The 13,556-nt window shown below is 62.0% G+C and carries 24 protein-coding genes; 11 read left to right on the top strand and 13 right to left on the bottom strand.

The genetic code is table 11. The features are described 5' to 3' along the window. Positions 1-65: 65 nt before the first annotated feature. The 10 genes from V7S54_RS01085 to V7S54_RS01040 form a co-directional block, all read right to left on the bottom strand. Complete coding sequence (locus V7S54_RS01085; protein WP_336408018.1) at positions 66-461, bottom strand: hypothetical protein; 396 nt, start codon at positions 459-461, stop codon at positions 66-68. Continuing rightward, positions 458-919, bottom strand: a complete 462-nt coding sequence (locus tag V7S54_RS01080; protein ID WP_442892532.1) for a DUF4326 domain-containing protein — start codon at positions 917-919, stop codon at positions 458-460. Before V7S54_RS01080 ends, V7S54_RS01085 begins: the two co-directional genes overlap by 4 nt. A 149-nt stretch (positions 920-1,068) precedes the next feature. After that, complete coding sequence (locus tag V7S54_RS01075; RefSeq protein WP_336408016.1) at positions 1,069-1,245, bottom strand: hypothetical protein; 177 nt, start codon at positions 1,243-1,245, stop codon at positions 1,069-1,071. Next, positions 1,242-1,667 (bottom strand): ASCH domain-containing protein, encoded by a 426-nt coding sequence (locus V7S54_RS01070; protein WP_336408015.1) that lies wholly within the window; start codon positions 1,665-1,667, stop codon positions 1,242-1,244. Before V7S54_RS01070 ends, V7S54_RS01075 begins: the two co-directional genes overlap by 4 nt. Next, positions 1,667-2,002, bottom strand: a complete 336-nt coding sequence (locus tag V7S54_RS01065) for a cell division protein FtsQ/DivIB (protein WP_336408014.1) — start codon at positions 2,000-2,002, stop codon at positions 1,667-1,669. The genes V7S54_RS01070 and V7S54_RS01065 overlap by 1 nt, the downstream gene beginning before the upstream one ends. Next, on the bottom strand, positions 1,999-2,166 hold the full coding sequence (locus V7S54_RS01060; protein ID WP_336408013.1) for a hypothetical protein: 168 nt from the start codon (positions 2,164-2,166) through the stop codon (positions 1,999-2,001). Before V7S54_RS01060 ends, V7S54_RS01065 begins: the two co-directional genes overlap by 4 nt. Beyond that, positions 2,159-3,067 (bottom strand): hypothetical protein, encoded by a 909-nt coding sequence (locus V7S54_RS01055; protein WP_336408012.1) that lies wholly within the window; start codon positions 3,065-3,067, stop codon positions 2,159-2,161. Before V7S54_RS01055 ends, V7S54_RS01060 begins: the two co-directional genes overlap by 8 nt. Next, on the bottom strand, positions 3,064-3,402 hold the full coding sequence (locus V7S54_RS01050) for a hypothetical protein (protein WP_336408011.1): 339 nt from the start codon (positions 3,400-3,402) through the stop codon (positions 3,064-3,066). Before V7S54_RS01050 ends, V7S54_RS01055 begins: the two co-directional genes overlap by 4 nt. Positions 3,403-3,475: 73 nt before the next feature. Further along, entirely contained in the window at positions 3,476-4,387 is a 912-nt protein-coding gene (locus tag V7S54_RS01045; RefSeq protein ID WP_336408010.1) for a DUF2303 family protein, read from the bottom strand. Between the two features lie 36 nt (positions 4,388-4,423). Next, on the bottom strand, positions 4,424-4,774 hold the full coding sequence (locus V7S54_RS01040) for a hypothetical protein (protein ID WP_336408009.1): 351 nt from the start codon (positions 4,772-4,774) through the stop codon (positions 4,424-4,426). On the opposite strand from V7S54_RS01040, the gene V7S54_RS01035 reads away from it, so the two are divergent. Further along, positions 4,773-4,943 carry a hypothetical protein gene (locus V7S54_RS01035; RefSeq protein WP_336408008.1) on the top strand — a complete coding sequence of 57 codons (171 nt, stop codon included), beginning with the start codon at positions 4,773-4,775 and terminating at the stop codon, positions 4,941-4,943. The genes V7S54_RS01040 and V7S54_RS01035 overlap by 2 nt on opposite strands. Positions 4,944-4,980: 37 nt before the next feature. Here V7S54_RS01035 and V7S54_RS01030 read toward each other — a convergent pair whose 3' ends face one another. The 3 genes from V7S54_RS01030 to V7S54_RS01020 all read right to left on the bottom strand — a co-directional run bounded on the left by V7S54_RS01030 (position 4,981) and on the right by V7S54_RS01020 (position 6,452). Then, entirely contained in the window at positions 4,981-5,202 is a 222-nt protein-coding gene (locus V7S54_RS01030) for a hypothetical protein (RefSeq protein ID WP_336408007.1), read from the bottom strand. 117 nt (positions 5,203-5,319) lie between these two features. Further along, entirely contained in the window at positions 5,320-5,661 is a 342-nt protein-coding gene (locus tag V7S54_RS01025; RefSeq protein WP_336408006.1) for a hypothetical protein, read from the bottom strand. Positions 5,662-5,720: 59 nt separating this feature from the next. After that, the gene (locus V7S54_RS01020) at positions 5,721-6,452 is read right to left on the bottom strand and encodes an XRE family transcriptional regulator (protein WP_336408005.1); all 732 of its coding nucleotides are present in this window, start codon (positions 6,450-6,452) and stop codon (positions 5,721-5,723) included. A gap of 66 nt (positions 6,453-6,518) precedes the next feature. On the opposite strand from V7S54_RS01020, the gene V7S54_RS01015 reads away from it, so the two are divergent. The 10 genes from V7S54_RS01015 (at position 6,519) to nusG (ending at position 13,056) form a co-directional block, all read left to right on the top strand. Then, complete coding sequence (locus V7S54_RS01015) at positions 6,519-6,731, top strand: helix-turn-helix domain-containing protein (RefSeq protein ID WP_336408004.1); 213 nt, start codon at positions 6,519-6,521, stop codon at positions 6,729-6,731. 224 nt (positions 6,732-6,955) lie between these two features. Next, positions 6,956-7,438, top strand: a complete 483-nt coding sequence (locus V7S54_RS01010) for a hypothetical protein (RefSeq protein ID WP_336408003.1) — start codon at positions 6,956-6,958, stop codon at positions 7,436-7,438. Between the two features lies 1 nt (position 7,439). Then, entirely contained in the window at positions 7,440-7,670 is a 231-nt protein-coding gene (locus tag V7S54_RS01005) for a hypothetical protein (RefSeq protein ID WP_336408002.1), read from the top strand. Continuing rightward, positions 7,670-9,028, top strand: coding sequence for an SAM-dependent methyltransferase (locus tag V7S54_RS01000; protein ID WP_336408000.1), 1,359 nt, complete (start codon positions 7,670-7,672; stop codon positions 9,026-9,028). The genes V7S54_RS01005 and V7S54_RS01000 overlap by 1 nt, the downstream gene beginning before the upstream one ends. Beyond that, a complete protein-coding gene (locus V7S54_RS00995; protein ID WP_336407999.1) occupies positions 9,028-9,567 on the top strand; it encodes a hypothetical protein in 540 nt (179 codons plus the stop codon). The genes V7S54_RS01000 and V7S54_RS00995 overlap by 1 nt, the downstream gene beginning before the upstream one ends. Next, on the top strand, positions 9,564-10,238 hold the full coding sequence (locus V7S54_RS00990; RefSeq protein WP_336407998.1) for a hypothetical protein: 675 nt from the start codon (positions 9,564-9,566) through the stop codon (positions 10,236-10,238). Before V7S54_RS00995 ends, V7S54_RS00990 begins: the two co-directional genes overlap by 4 nt. After that, on the top strand, positions 10,235-10,528 hold the full coding sequence (locus V7S54_RS00985; protein WP_336407997.1) for a hypothetical protein: 294 nt from the start codon (positions 10,235-10,237) through the stop codon (positions 10,526-10,528). The genes V7S54_RS00990 and V7S54_RS00985 overlap by 4 nt, the downstream gene beginning before the upstream one ends. Then, positions 10,525-11,172 carry a hypothetical protein gene (locus V7S54_RS00980; protein WP_336407996.1) on the top strand — a complete coding sequence of 216 codons (648 nt, stop codon included), beginning with the start codon at positions 10,525-10,527 and terminating at the stop codon, positions 11,170-11,172. The genes V7S54_RS00985 and V7S54_RS00980 overlap by 4 nt, the downstream gene beginning before the upstream one ends. After that, on the top strand, positions 11,169-12,413 hold the full coding sequence (locus V7S54_RS00975) for a helix-turn-helix domain-containing protein (protein ID WP_336407995.1): 1,245 nt from the start codon (positions 11,169-11,171) through the stop codon (positions 12,411-12,413). Before V7S54_RS00980 ends, V7S54_RS00975 begins: the two co-directional genes overlap by 4 nt. Then, on the top strand, positions 12,397-13,056 hold the full coding sequence (gene nusG, locus V7S54_RS00970; RefSeq protein ID WP_336407994.1) for a transcription termination/antitermination protein NusG: 660 nt from the start codon (positions 12,397-12,399) through the stop codon (positions 13,054-13,056). Before V7S54_RS00975 ends, nusG begins: the two co-directional genes overlap by 17 nt. The last annotated feature ends 500 nt before the right edge of the window (positions 13,057-13,556 follow it).

The following is a 13,556-nucleotide window of genomic DNA, read 5'->3' as shown; positions in this document are numbered from 1 at the left end:
GAGCGTTTCCTTCGGCCTCGCCGTGGATGGCGCCTTCTCCTCGCCGTAGATGATGACAACGTCACCTACCGTGACCTCAGCGGCACGACTGCTGCGGCCCGGCCGGTACTGCTCGTCGATGTACTCGGCAAGCGCTCTTTGAGCTGCTTCAACCTCAGCCTCGCCGCACTCTGTGGGGATGCGCTTTTTTCCGTCCTTGATGAACCACGTTCCGGTGTCTGATCTGAGCCAGAGCCTTGCTGGTCTGCGTTTTTGCGGCATTTTTCAATCATCCTTTTGACTCCGTTTCTCGTGACGAAGTCCTTGTTGGCGATCTGGTGGATCTCCAGATTGCCTTTCCGGTGCTCCGTTCGGAGCGAGGACTTCGTCAGTTCGCCACGGAAGAACAGCTTTGCAGCTTTTGCAAGCGGCACGAGATCATCGTCGCCGTACTCGTCGGTGTTGTCGCCATTGATCGTCATCGGCAACGCCTCCCTGCGATATCATTTGCGGTGTCAGGGCCATTGGCGATTTCTAGCAGTACGTCGGCGTGGCAGGGGGCACCGGGCTTGCACCAGCAGGCGAGGTTCTTTCCCTTCAGGTCGCGGCGTATCTCCGCCGCTGTCGGCGGCTTTCCCAACTCCGCGAACTCGCCTCCGAGCCATGCGTCAAAGCAGCGGACGGCGTGCTGCTGCCATGGGCCTTCGATGGGTTTGCGGCCCATTTCCTTCCATATCGCTTGCAGTTCCAGAAAGTCCTGCTGGGTGACCGGATTGCCATATCTGAAAGGGCGCGCGACGTTGACCGCTGAAAGGCCGTTTGCCTCAACGCTATGGCACTGAAGGTTGAAGCCCTTCGATCTGGAAAGCTGCAGCCGCACCGGTTCGGCGCCTGTTTCAACGGTGACCGCGACTTGTGAACCGCGGTCGATCGGTTCCATCTCCTTTAGGGCTTCGAGCAGCGCCTTATCAGCGCCGAGCGTTTGCGCGAGCAAGCATGCCCGGTCGCGGGCCTGAAAGAAGCCCGCGCGGTGGATTGCCTTCTGAAGTCTCTCCCGGCGCCGCCGGTTGGTGCGGTTCTGGTCGGTCATCAGATGCCACCCACGTAGGCGGCGCACCACGCGATCACGATGCAGGCGACGGCTGCCCAGATGTGCGCATTCTTGTCGTTGGCCGCAATCTGGCCTCGGCCGAACTGGAACATGGCGAGGATGCCGGCGGCGAAGAACAGCAGCGCAAAAAAATATGCGATGGCGGCGGCAATCATCGTTTCGATCCCTCCAGGTTCTTGCGCCAGTCAAAGAAACCGAGTTCGCCCTTCACGGGCACGAACTCGACCGGATGGGGATTGGCGAGGCGGAATCCGTGCTTTCCGAAGAACCACGGGCTGGCGGATTGCTGCACCGAATCGACGATCTCGACGACGCCGACGATGCCGCCGCGCTGTAGCTCCTCGATCGAGGGCATCGTGATGCCCGGTGGAAATGGCGCGTCTTCGCTGAGGGTCTGGATCGTCTCCAGGCAATCCGCGAATTCGGCTTGCGTCAGGCCCTTCGCGGCGTGCAGGGCGATCGGGCCGCGCATGCGGGTTCCCCAGGAGCGGTTCTCGATGTCCTTGCCGGCGTGCAGGATGCACCATGCCCACGGCTGGCGGACGGAGAGGGCGAACTGCGGGATAGAGCTATCCATCACTGAAACCTCACGCCGGTAACCGGGAAGGCGCGACGCTGGTCGGCAGTGGCCAGCTCGAAGTACGCCAGCTCATCGGACGGTTCTCCGTGGGGGCGCAGCCAAAATTGTGAAATGACTGCGCCACCCGCGTTTTCGAGGATCTCGCTCACGTCGCCGGCGAAATCGGGCGAGAGATCATTGAAGGCTTTGATGATCGCCTCCTCGGCGTCTCCCGCGAGTGTGAACGGGTTGACATGGCCGCGCACGAAGGCGGCGAAGGGCTCGCCCTCGTCGGTGATCAGGGCTTCCCAAAGATGAGAGGCGGCGGCTGTTTCGAGCAGAGCTGCTTTCATTTCGCGGTTCCCTTCAGGATCTTGACCTTCTTCACGAAGCCGCCAGGATGGGCGGCGCGGGCTTTCTTCTCGGCGATCAGCGGATGGCCGGCCTCGAAGTCGAACGTCTTTCCGTCGTGGAAAAAGACGCGGAAGGTGGGGAGGGTGGTGATCGGCTCAGACATCGGTCGCAGCCTCGGCCTTCGGGGCGGCGTCGAGTGCTTCCCGCTCAATGTCAAACTTATCCATGTTGCGGTACGGCACGATGGTCAGGTGGGTGCTGCCGTGCTTCTCCAGCAAGTCGCGGGCCGTTTTGATGTAAAGCTGGTGCGGAAGCCCGAGCCAAACCGGGAGGTGGCCTGCCGGATTGGCGAAAACCACGATCATGTCGCATCCGAACGGCATCACCGGCGCGATGTACCTTCCGAAGTCACTGTCCCGCAGTTTGAAGCGGTGGGCCAATGACAGCGCCGGGTTCCGGGGAGCTGGGGCTTTCAGGAATGCCCGCACCTTGTCTGCCAGCATGTGAAGCTCGTAGCGATCGAGCAGCATCATTTCCGGCGCCTCGTCGGGGGACGTGCGGTCGGGCAGTTCGCAGCACCACGTCTCGAGTTCTGTGAGGAAATGCTGCCAGGCGTCCCAATCCGCCTTTTGCCGGTCATCCTCTCCGGTCTCAGTGGGGGTGGAGGGAAACAGCAGCTCTTGAGCTTCCTGCGCGAGCTCCATCAAGACGCTATCCGGGTTCGGGTGCGCGCGGCCTGACATGGCAACGCCCATGCACACGCCCTGCACCTTGCCGAGGAAGTTTCGGATACTGGCGGGCACCGCCACTACCGGCGCGGCTGGCGGGGAGACGAGGGCGGAAAGGATCGGCTCTAACGCCTTGGTGACGTCAGACACGCGCACGAGGTCGCTGTGTTCATCAGGCCCATCGCCAAGGCCGGCGTAAGCCCGTGCCGTTGCCCCGCCTCGCGCAACGAAAAGCGTCCCCACCACTGGCAGGGTGATGTTTTTGAGCATTTCGATAATGGTCCCATGATCTTTGGGTACGCCCACAGGCTCATCAGCTTGGATCGCGTCGCTCATGCCCGCTTCTCCAGGGCTGCGCGGTGCATCGAGATGGCGGCGACAGAGAAGGGCCGGAGATCGCGGCCGCCATCACCGCGCGAGCGCCAGCGATAGAAGACGGTCTTGTCGGGCATGAACTCGATGCGGCCTTCGTCGCGGTAGCGAAGCCAGCGGGGGCGACGGACGGCGAGGAACGCTTCGGCGCGGCGTTCGGTGGTGTCGAAGGCCTCGGCGATCTCGGCTGTCGAATTGCCGGCAAGCACCATGCGGCGGATCTTGTCGACGCCGGCCGGGGTGAGATTGTGCGGAAAGGATTTCGTGCGTTCGGGCACGGGCAGGCTGCTTGCGGACATAGTTCTATCCTCAATCGGTCAGGTTCAATTGTGAGAAGGGTGTGAGGGCGGCCGGAGCCGCCCTGCTGCGCCGTTAGCCGGCGGACATTTCCGGTGCGCCCTCGAACTTCGGCAGGCCGGTTTCCTCGGCGGCCTTGTCCAGGTCAGAGCGAACCTGTTCGGTGATGTAGCGGTCGGGCCGGTAGAGCTGGCAGATCCAGGTCAGTACGCCATCGCGCAGGCGGTAGCGCAGGCGCACCGGAATGCGCTTGGCTTCGCCCATGAAGAACGGCGCAATCTGCAGGATGAAGACGCCCGGAACGGTCAACGGCTCGCCGTTGGCGTTCTTGTGGTCCTCCTCGAACATGATCTGGGTTTCGCCGGTCTGGAGCTTCACCGCCTGCTTCACGCGCGTCTCGGCATTAACCTGCAGCCCGCGAGACAGCATGACGATATCGTTCGGGAAGCCAACCTTGGCGCCGAACATGCGCTCGAAGTCCTCGGCCTCGTTCAAATCCGGCGAGGAGAGATCGGCGATATGGTCTTCGATGAACTCGGCAAACACAGCCTGGTTCATGCCTTGGCTGTCGATCTTGAGCCACGCCTTCCATTCCTCGGACAGCGGGAACTCGTAGTGGATGCGGTGCTTGCCGTTATCCGGGCCATCGGCACTGTGATAGTCGATGACGGCGGTCAGCGCCGGCGACTTCCAGTCCGTCTTGGCGAAGATGACGCTGTTTTCCTGCTTGTGGCGGTCAATCAGCTCGATGAAGGATTCGAGCGTTTCAACGCGGGCCGTGCCGACCTTGCGCTCGGGCTTGGTGCGCCAGGGCGCAAGTAGGTCGTAAAGGCCGGTGGCCTTGCCCGTGTCGGCATGCAGGAGAGCCGGGATAGACGACGGCAGGCCGTTGATCTTTTCCGGCAGGGTAATAGAGACGACCTTGGTCTCGGAGAGTTTCGCGAGTTTGGCGACGGCATCGACCGCGCCTTTGTCCAGTTGTTCCACCGTGTTTCCTTTCGTGGCGTTGGAGGGTTGAAGGGCTTACTGGCTCTGGCGGTTCGGCTCTTCGGAGGAGACCGGCCGCGGGAACATGTCGTGCTGGCGCGGGTGCTCGGTCGAAAGGGAGCCGTCCTCGACGACCCAAAAGACGGAGTTTTTGCGCGGGCGCTTGGGAGTGACAGACGTGAAGTCGGCGGCGATCGTCGCCATGCCGTCCTTCACGTTGAAGCTCAGTTTCAGGGTGGTGGAACCCTTGAAGGTGGCGCCCTGGTTGCCCTCGGACAGCTCGTAGAGCTTGTTGAGGGTGTCGCCGATTTCTCCGGAGAGCGCCGGGTTGAGCTGGCCGTTTTCGAGCAGACCGATGATCTGGCCGAAATCGCGGATCTTCTTCATGAGGGGTTTTCCTTTCGGGTCAGGCCGCGAGGCGCCAGAGGGCGGCAAGGGCAACGAGAGTGAGGAGAACGCCGAAGATCACGCCGCCAAGGAACTCGCTCTGGCGATCAGCGCGCTCGATCTCTGCAGCGGCTGCTTCAAGTTCGGTGCTGGGCAAGGGGAAGCGTGAGCGATTTCCCGCGAGGCGTGATTTCGGCGCCATGGGCTTAAGCTGCCCTGGAAGCGGGAACGCGGGCGCGGATCGTGCTCGATGCGAGCGCGGTGGCGTGTTCGCGGGCGTGGTCGCCGTAACGGTCAATCTGATCATTGGAGAAGCCGTCAGACTTCAACTGGTTGCGGGTGCAGCCGTCGCCGTGGCGGCGCATGGCGTCCGCCATGGCTTCGGTGATCTGGTCGGGGGTGGCGTTGTCGAAGCGATTCTTGAGCATGTCTGTCTCCGGTTGAAGGGATTAAAGGCCCTCGCCGGAGTGCTGTGCTGTTGCCGCAAGGCCCGCTCAGCTCCGATGAGGAAGCAAGCGGAAATATGCATAACGCATTTCTATGCGTCAATCTAAAATGATGCAAAACGCATTATTTTGTTTTGAAGGGTTGATCGAAACGAATTTTGGGAGGCTTGAAAAACGACTCGACACGCCGACAGGAACCTGCTTCCTATGCGTGAACGAAATGAGAACAAACAGGAGAGGGATATGACGAAAGGTTGCCCAGTCGACCATCCGGATGCGCTGCGCCTCGTGGTGGAACTGGAAAGCGTCTATGTCGCTTGTGACGATTGCGGGCACTCGCGAACGCTGCGCCTGAGCAATCTTCGGCAGGCGGCGTCCTTGGGCGTGCACAACTACATGCAGTTGTGCAGGAAGATCCGGTGTAGCGAATGCCCAAAGCAACCGCCCGCGTACCGAAATCTAACGATCCGGCCGAGTTGGTTTGCTGCAACCGCTGTCGCTTAGACTGTCGCGTGAAATACAATCTTGTGCACTGAGAAGACACGCTCGGCGTCAAACTCAAGTTCGTTGTCTTCGCCTTCGTCCGGGTGGTGTTGCCAGAGGCGAAGGACCTTGGACGACTTTGAGCGAAATTCTTTGATGTAGCTTTCAGGCAGATCCTGGTCGTCGCCGATTATCTGCGCGACCACGTCGTCTCCGGCCCTTACAGGCTCGTGTGGATTGAGCCAAACGGTCTCGCCCGCCTTGAAGCGCGGTTCCATCGATGTCCCGTAAACTCTGACCGCATACGCGCCTTCAATGCCCTCCAGACCTGGCGGGCAGAAAACGCGCCCGACTTCCGAGCCGTTGAGGACAAAGCGCCCGTTCGGGCCTCCAACTGTCTGCCCTCGCAAGGGAATGGAATGGGTGCCTTCGAATTTTTGGTAGCGTGGCGGAAAGCTCGCGTTCGGGCGCGGCCTGCTGACCGGCTCGTCGTCGGTGTCGTCTTCGACGAGGGCTGCAACTTCAGGGCCTGCGCCTTTTCCTCTCAAGAGCCAGTCTAGCGACACCTTGAAGCGCCGCGCGTACAGCTCGGCCTCGCGCACGATCCCTCTCGTGCCATTCTCGTGCTGACTGTACGTGGGGTAGCGGACGCCGAGAGACTCTGCAGCCTCGCGTGCTGTTTTGAACCCGGCGGACTTCCGAGCCAGCTTCAATCGCTGACCAACATCTTTTTCGTCTGTCATAAGCATTTTTGTACCCGAAAGAGATATGCGAGAGGCATTGACAGAAAAGAATGCGTAATGCATTTAAAATGCATGACGAAAGATTTTGCCGCCTCCGATATGATTGCTGACGCAATGGAAACTCTCGGTCTCAACCAACCGAGGTTCGCCGACGCCTTGGGTGTCGACCAGGGAACCGTTTCCAAGTGGATCAATGGAAAGTCACGGCCATCTGGCCCCGTGATCAAGCTTATTGAGCTGCTGATCGCGAACCACCGCGCGCAGCATGCGGAGGCGGCAGAATGAGGATGCAAGGCGAGAGAAGCGCGGGCGCCCTCCCTCCCGCGAGCCTTGCCACCTGGCAGGGGCGCAGTGGCTTTGCGGCACGCTGCGTCCCTGCCTCTGTTTTTGCATCTGCCTATCCATGCGGGCCTCCCTGATTTGATGGCCCATTCGTAGCAGCGCCAGCGCTGCCACTCACCGAATCCTTCTCCCGTTTTCTTTCCTTGCTTTTCCAGTGGGGTGTTTTCGTGCGCCTGATATCCGAGCAACAGATTCTTGCCCTTAAGGGCGTTACGGATGCCTGCTACCGCCTGGGCGGTGGCGTCACTTCCTTCGCGATGCTAACGCGCGTCGCCGTCTCCAGCCTCGTCAAATATGCCACCCTCGGCGAGCGTCGACAGGACGGCTCTTATGAGCACGGCCAGTCGATGATCCCGATCGATATCGCCGTTGAGGCGGACATGCGGGCCGGCTCGCCGATCATCCTTTCGGAGGCAGCGCAGATCCTGGGCTTCGATCTCGTGCCCTCGGCCGGACGGGAAGGGGTCAAGCCTCTTACCGAACTCGATGCGCATCGCGTCCTCTCTCAGACCATGGACGTCTCCAAGGCGATCATCGATGCCGGCGCTGATGGCAAGTATGACGCGCTCGAAAAGCGGACGATTCACCGCGAGGCACTTGAGGCGATCAGAGCGCTCGAACTGGTCGCAGCCGCGACGGCGGAGGCCTGACATGCGCCGCGCTCCTACCATTTCACCGCTCAAGCCCGATCAGCGCTCATTCCTGCGCCGGCTCAACCAGATCGACGGCGAATACCTGATGGCGACTGGGCTGCGGGACAAACTGGCGGCCTGCGCGCTCGTCCAGATCGGCTATGCGCGCCGTCACCCGGTTTATCCGCATCACTTCGTGATCGCGGCGGCCGGCGAATACTACCTCGACCGGATCATGAGGGCAGACTGATGTTGGATATCGTCGCCTCGCTCTCTCCCGAGCAGAAAGACATCCTTCGCGCGGTCGCCACCGGTGAGTATCGCGCGCCGGACGGTGGCGCCAAGCGTCGCATTCAGCGCCTTCATCAGCATGGTCTGGTGCGCCGGCACGACACCGACGTTGCGCTTTGCTTCCCAACGGATGCCGGCATGATTGCCGCGCAGTCGCTCGGGCTTCTCGATGGTGCGCCAGCTCCGAGCACGGCAATCGTCGAGATGCCGCAGCGGGCGCAGGTGCCGCAGATCGTTTCCATGCTGGAGACTGCCGCTCGGCTTTTCGACGAAGGCGATATCCAGCGCGCGCTGGTCATTGCCGATGGCGCATATGACTTGACGCAAGCCGAGGCTCGCTTCGCCGCCAAATATGCCGCCACGCGCGAGCTGGTGCCGAAGTTCCGGCAGCTCCAGGGCGACGCGTTGCTGATGGAAACGCGCTGCAAGATCGAGCTTGCGAAAGCATATGACGCTGCACAGCAGGCGGGGCAGGCGGCCAAAAAGGGGCGGCCGAAAAATGTCGCAACTGACGACATTTTCAAGCAGGCGGAAGCGGGCCTGACCCGGCAGGAGATTCACGACGCTCGCAAGCTGGCGGCGGCGGAAGAAAAGACGCCGGGCATCGCAGAGCGCGCCATTGCCGCGCGTGTTGCCGCCGGTCTCGCGCCGACGCGTGCGAACCTGAGGCACGCGATCGGCACCAAGACGGCGACCAAGGAAGAGCGCGGCAACAATCTTTACGAGACGGCAGAGGAAGCGACTAGCGCAATACTTGCGCTCGAGCAGTTTTCCGCAACCGTTGATGAGCCATTCTGCGGTCGGGGCGCGATCGTTCGAGTGCTCGAAGCGGCCGGTTACGACGTCGTTCTCGGCGACCTCGTCGACTACGGCACGACGACGAAAGACGGCGTGGTGCAGGACGTCGGCGACTATCGCGAAACCGAAGGTCCGTCTCACGATATCCTCTCGAACCCGCCCTATGGCGACGAGATGAACGCCTGCATCGCGCATGCGCTGCGGGTGCGCAAACCGCGCAAGATGGCGTTGTTGCTCAACCTCAATGTGCTCGCCGGCTTCGAAGATCCTGACCGGAATTTCTTCATGGAGACCTGCCCGCCGGCGCGGATCTACGTGATGAAGCGCCGCGTGCCAATGATGCACCGCGACGGCTGGGACGGCAACAAGGCGTCCAGCCAGATGAACACGATGTGGTGCGTCTGGGAGCTGCAGGAAGATGGAACCTACGGCGACACGACCATCATCAAGCGGATCGATTGGGCCTACACGTGGAACCCGGCCACCGTGCCGGAGGACGAGGAGGGGGATAGCCAGTGATGGCCAGTTCTCCCGATCGCGCGCGCGAAAAGGCGCAGCTGGCCCGGTTCCGCGACATCGCGGATCGGTTGATGGGCGACGATTGGGAATTTGACGTCGATGGCTCCGTCACGCGCATCATCGCGAAGCGCTCGACCGGAGAATCGGTCGCGCTGTGCACCATTCATGCCGATGCCTTGGCGCCGGAACTCGAGTTGCTGTCGAGCGGCCTTGGTCTGCTGAGGCTGTTCTTGTCGTTGCAGGATCGGGCGGCGGCGACGGTGCTCGATCTTCGCGGCCAGTTGGAGGGGCGTGCACGGGCGAACCGTCCGCCAAGCCAGGTCGCCGCGATCCTCTGCGGCAAGGCGACATTTCAGCGCTTCCTGGAGGGGCGAGGGGCGGGCGGACAGGTCCGCTCGATGGCCGAGGCCGATACCCGCCTCAAGTTCCTGCTGAACATCAAATCGAAAAAACAGCTCGACGACGACGCGTCCTGCGCGGCGCGGTTCCGAAAACTGCGCCGCGATTATGATCTCTACATGCGTGCGAGGCCGGCATGAGCGCACGCACGTTCCCTGTCGACAGGATCGGCACCACCGATACCGGCAATGCGGCGCTTGGTTACCGCATCCGCTGCACCTGCGGCGCCGTCTGCTTCTACCCGCTGAAGCGCGGCGTGAAGCGGCGGACGCCCGAATCCATCCCGACACATTTCCGCAGCTACGGCTGGCTGGTGGGCACGACGGACCGCAAGGACCGGTGCCCGGAATGCCAGAAGCGAGCCGCCACCACCTCAGAGGAGACCGCAACGATGACGACGACCCAGAAAGGGCCGGCAGCAACGGTCGTGCCGCTCAAGGCCGAACCGCCGCCGGAGATGAGCCGCGCCGACCGGCAGATCGTGTTTGCCAAGATCTCGGACCACTACACCGGCGAGGCCTATAGCGCCGGCTGGACCGATAAGCGCGTGGCGGACGATCTCAACGTGCCGCTCGCGTGGGTGCGCGAGATCCGCGACCAGTTCTTCGGCGCGGAAGGCTCAAACCCGCTGCTCGACGATTTCCTGAAAGCCAAGGCGGACTTCGACCGCGAGTATCAGGGCGTGATCGAGATGCGGAAAAGGCACGTCGAGGAAGGGTCGGCACTACGGCGCCGGTTCGACGATCTCGACGCCAAGGCGCGCGACCTCGCGGCACTTGCCAAGCGGGTTGAAAGGGAGATCGGTCGATGACGGCGGCTCTCCTCCCGATCGTCGAAGAATTGTTCGACGCAACCAATCATGCGGAACGCGCCCGCTGGCTGCTGGCCGTGCCGCTCGACGTGCTGGCACGGGAGCGGGTGCATATCCGCCAGGCGCTCGTGAAGTCCAATTTCCCGGAAGGGCTTGCTTATCTCGAAGCTGAGATCGCGTCGCTCTGTGCGGTTCGTGGCAGTGATGGCCTCGCGCCGGCAACCACGCGCTCGATGCGGGAAACTTCGCGCATCGTTCTCGGCATATCGGCGCGTGGGGGGCAGGCATGAAAGTACTCGTCGGCTGCGAGACCTCCGGCGTGGTCCGGCGTGCCTTCGATGCCCTCGGGCACGATGTCTGGTCGTGCGATCTTCTCCCGGCGGACGACGGCAGCAATCGGCATATCGTTTGTGATGTTCGCGATCTGCTCGGCGACGGGTGGGACCTGCTGGCCGTCATGCATCCGCCGTGCACGCGTCTGTGCAACTCCGGTGTTCGTTGGCTCAAGGTGCCGCCTCCGGGCCGCACGCTCGAAGAGATGTGGGCAGAGCTGGACGCCGGTGCGGCACTCTTCTCGGACTGCTGGAATGCGCCGATCGAGCGCGTAGCCGTCGAAAACCCGGTCATGCATCGCTATGCGAAAGAGCGCATCCGCAACTACCAGCAGGCAGCGCAGACGGTGCAGCCATGGTGGTTTGGTGATCCGGCGTTCAAGGCGACGTCCTTCTATCTCCGCGGTCTTCCCAAGCTCGCGGCAACCCATCGCCTGACGCCGCCGGCGTCGGGCACCGAAGAGCACAAGCGGTGGTCGAGGGTGCACCGATCTCCGCCGCGTGCTGATCGCTGGAAACTGAGATCCGTTACCTATCCCGGCATTGCGGCGGCAATGGCGGCGCAGTGGGGCGGACATGCAATGCAGGAGGCGGCGGAATGAGCCAGGAGGCGACCATTCGCCGTGGCGTGCGCAATGCGCGATATGCGGCGATACCGAACCATGTCTTTGAAGATGCCCGGCTTTCCATGGAGGCGCGGTGGCTGCTCGGCTACCTGCTCTCGAAGCCGGACAATTGGACCGTTGTCATTGGCGACATCATCAAGAAAGGCGGATGCGGGCGCGACAAAGCTCGCAAGATGATCGCCGAGCTGGTCGAGTATGGCTATGCCGAGCGGGAGGAACAGAACCGCGAAAACGGCAAGTTCGGCGCCTCGGCACTGGTCATTTTCGACGAACCGAAGGTCATGCCGCCGGCCGGCGTCGTCGAGAGTGTTGCATCTTTGCCGCAGACTGATTTGCCGGCGACGGCAAAACCGTCGACGGCTGAGCCGTCGCCGGTAAAATCGGCACATAGTAATAACTTAGATTCAGCAAAGACTGATTATAGATCGAGAGAGGGCGTGCGCGAGGCGGATGGGCAGGAAAGCCCGACCGAAAGCTCGGCGGCCATCGACAAGGCGTTCTGGGCGCTGGTGAAGGATTGGCCGGGTTTCGCCGGCATGCCGAAAGAGCCGGCCCGCCGCGCCTGGTACCAGCTCACGGCCGATGAACGTCAGGAAGCTGCCGAGCGTTTCCCATGTTGGCTGGCGTTGCTCAGGGCGCAGAAGAAATCCCACGTCCCGGCGCCCTCGACCTATTTCGGCGAAAAGCTTTGGCAGGACGTGCCATCTGCGGCAGAGGCCGATAAGCCGACCAACGTCATGGCAGGCCCGTACGGCAAGCTCTGGAATGCGACCCGCATTGCCGAGTTGCTGTGCCCTCCGACCGGTCCCATTGCAGGGCCGACAGCTTTCGACAGGCTGCAGATCGACAACGGCAAGACGACGCTCGCGGACGTCATGGCTGAAAAGCGCATGCGTAGCGGGTGGCCGACCGTGAACACGATGCATGAGCGCGCCAGAGACCGGCAGGGCTGGGTGTGCCCGCTCTCGATCGAGGAGCCGGCCAAGGGCTTCGAGCAGGTGCACCGCGATTCCGACCGCATGGAAGCATGGCGACGCGAACACAAGCGCCGCGGCTGGCCGTTCTTCGATGGCCGGTTGCCCGAATGGGTCTACTTCCCAGCGCTCGATGCCGACGACGATCTCGACCGCGCCGTTGCCTCGGCCGTCGACCGCTACCGAGACCAGATTTCCGATTTTCTCACCGTAAGGAGCAAGGGCGATGATCATGCAGCGTAACGTGTTCGAAGGTGCTCCGATCGCGGTGGGATCGGCCGAAGGCTTCGACGAGCGGATGCGTCGAATCACAGACAGCTTGATCGATGAGGGCGCGCTTCTGACCGTGAATTATCGAATCAACGGCGGACACGCGCCTTGGTTTGCGCTACGGGTTTGGACTGGTCGCGAGAAGTCGGTGGAAAAAACGCTTGAAGCGATGGGTGTGCGCTCCCTGGTGCCGATGCGCAAAGGGCCGGATTTGCGTCGTCGTGGACGTGTTATCGAGGGCTCGCTGATGCCCGTCATCCACGGCTATGTGCTTGTCCAGATGATGGCGATACCTGAGTATCTGGCTGGCTTGAAGGGTGTTGATCACGCCATCGACGTGCTGGGCGGATGCGAGCAGCCTATGCGTTTGACAGACGCGGAAGTAAACAGATTCAACGTGCTGGCTTGTGGTGGGGCGTATGATTGGGAGCGTCCCGTTGACCTGGTTCTGAAGGCTGGAGAACCGGTCTGGGTGACCGAAGGGCACTTCCGTGATCAGAAGGGAATTGTGGTGACGCCGAACCGCAACGGGCGTGGTGACGTGGTGATAGCCATCATGTTCATGGGTCGTGAGGTGCCCGTAACTGTGCCTCTTGCATTGCTGAAGAAGTTGTGAGAGTCATTTCGGCATTGGACAAGCTGATGATCCTGCAGTGAGCCTCTGAGAACGCACGAGAGTGCGGGGCGTAAAGCCTGAGGTCGGTACACCGGTCAGCCCCACGCCTTGGCGGTCCCGAAGCGGACATCGACTCAAGGCCAGTGCGAAAGCTATGACCAGACGACAGGCGGCCGAGAGGTCGCCTTTTTTGTTTAAAGGATATGAAGCGCGCAAAGCAGTTTCGACCCGCTGGAGCGCCGACCAGGCAAGAGCAGAAACGGCAGGCCGATCGGTGGCGAGGTAGCGCAAGCGAGCGCGGCTACAATCACCGTTGGTCCAAAGCCAGCAAGACGCACCTCTCACGAAACCCGCTATGCATCGGCTGCCTTGCCCTTGATCGTGTAGAGCCCGCAACGCTGGTCGACCACGTCGACCCGCACCACGGCGACCCGGATAAGTTCTGGGATACCTCGATGTGGCAGTCGGCATGCAAGTGGCACCACGACAGCGTGAAGCAG

The organism is Ensifer sp. CCNWLY38 (assembly GCF_037120565.1).
GTDB lineage: Bacteria > Pseudomonadota > Alphaproteobacteria > Rhizobiales > Rhizobiaceae > Ensifer > Ensifer adhaerens_H.
Note: the sequence above shows the minus strand (reverse complement) of the source record. Positions and strands in the feature narration are given on the sequence as shown.

What these genes read in the sequence shown, in the direction of transcription:
- V7S54_RS01085 (WP_336408018.1), bottom strand. Translation starts at nt 461, where the DNA reads ATGACGATCAATGGCGACAACACCGACGAGTACGGCGACGATGATCTC.
- V7S54_RS01080 (WP_442892532.1), bottom strand. Translation starts at nt 919, where the DNA reads ATGGAACCGATCGACCGCGGTTCACAAGTCGCGGTCACCGTTGAAACA.
- V7S54_RS01075 (WP_336408016.1), bottom strand. Translation starts at nt 1,245, where the DNA reads ATGATTGCCGCCGCCATCGCATATTTTTTTGCGCTGCTGTTCTTCGCC.
- V7S54_RS01070 (WP_336408015.1), bottom strand. Translation starts at nt 1,667, where the DNA reads ATGGATAGCTCTATCCCGCAGTTCGCCCTCTCCGTCCGCCAGCCGTGG.
- V7S54_RS01065 (WP_336408014.1), bottom strand. Translation starts at nt 2,002, where the DNA reads ATGAAAGCAGCTCTGCTCGAAACAGCCGCCGCCTCTCATCTTTGGGAA.
- V7S54_RS01060 (WP_336408013.1), bottom strand. Translation starts at nt 2,166, where the DNA reads ATGTCTGAGCCGATCACCACCCTCCCCACCTTCCGCGTCTTTTTCCAC.
- V7S54_RS01055 (WP_336408012.1), bottom strand. Translation starts at nt 3,067, where the DNA reads ATGAGCGACGCGATCCAAGCTGATGAGCCTGTGGGCGTACCCAAAGAT.
- V7S54_RS01050 (WP_336408011.1), bottom strand. Translation starts at nt 3,402, where the DNA reads ATGTCCGCAAGCAGCCTGCCCGTGCCCGAACGCACGAAATCCTTTCCG.
- V7S54_RS01035 (WP_336408008.1), top strand. Translation starts at nt 4,773, where the DNA reads ATGAGGGGTTTTCCTTTCGGGTCAGGCCGCGAGGCGCCAGAGGGCGGC.
- V7S54_RS01040 (WP_336408009.1), bottom strand. Translation starts at nt 4,774, where the DNA reads ATGAAGAAGATCCGCGATTTCGGCCAGATCATCGGTCTGCTCGAAAAC.
- V7S54_RS01030 (WP_336408007.1), bottom strand. Translation starts at nt 5,202, where the DNA reads ATGCTCAAGAATCGCTTCGACAACGCCACCCCCGACCAGATCACCGAA.
- V7S54_RS01020 (WP_336408005.1), bottom strand. Translation starts at nt 6,452, where the DNA reads ATGCTTATGACAGACGAAAAAGATGTTGGTCAGCGATTGAAGCTGGCT.
- V7S54_RS01015 (WP_336408004.1), top strand. Translation starts at nt 6,519, where the DNA reads ATGACGAAAGATTTTGCCGCCTCCGATATGATTGCTGACGCAATGGAA.
- V7S54_RS01005 (WP_336408002.1), top strand. Translation starts at nt 7,440, where the DNA reads ATGCGCCGCGCTCCTACCATTTCACCGCTCAAGCCCGATCAGCGCTCA.
- V7S54_RS01000 (WP_336408000.1), top strand. Translation starts at nt 7,670, where the DNA reads ATGTTGGATATCGTCGCCTCGCTCTCTCCCGAGCAGAAAGACATCCTT.
- V7S54_RS00995 (WP_336407999.1), top strand. Translation starts at nt 9,028, where the DNA reads ATGGCCAGTTCTCCCGATCGCGCGCGCGAAAAGGCGCAGCTGGCCCGG.
- V7S54_RS00990 (WP_336407998.1), top strand. Translation starts at nt 9,564, where the DNA reads ATGAGCGCACGCACGTTCCCTGTCGACAGGATCGGCACCACCGATACC.
- V7S54_RS00985 (WP_336407997.1), top strand. Translation starts at nt 10,235, where the DNA reads ATGACGGCGGCTCTCCTCCCGATCGTCGAAGAATTGTTCGACGCAACC.
- V7S54_RS00980 (WP_336407996.1), top strand. Translation starts at nt 10,525, where the DNA reads ATGAAAGTACTCGTCGGCTGCGAGACCTCCGGCGTGGTCCGGCGTGCC.
- V7S54_RS00975 (WP_336407995.1), top strand. Translation starts at nt 11,169, where the DNA reads ATGAGCCAGGAGGCGACCATTCGCCGTGGCGTGCGCAATGCGCGATAT.
- nusG (WP_336407994.1), top strand. Translation starts at nt 12,397, where the DNA reads ATGATCATGCAGCGTAACGTGTTCGAAGGTGCTCCGATCGCGGTGGGA.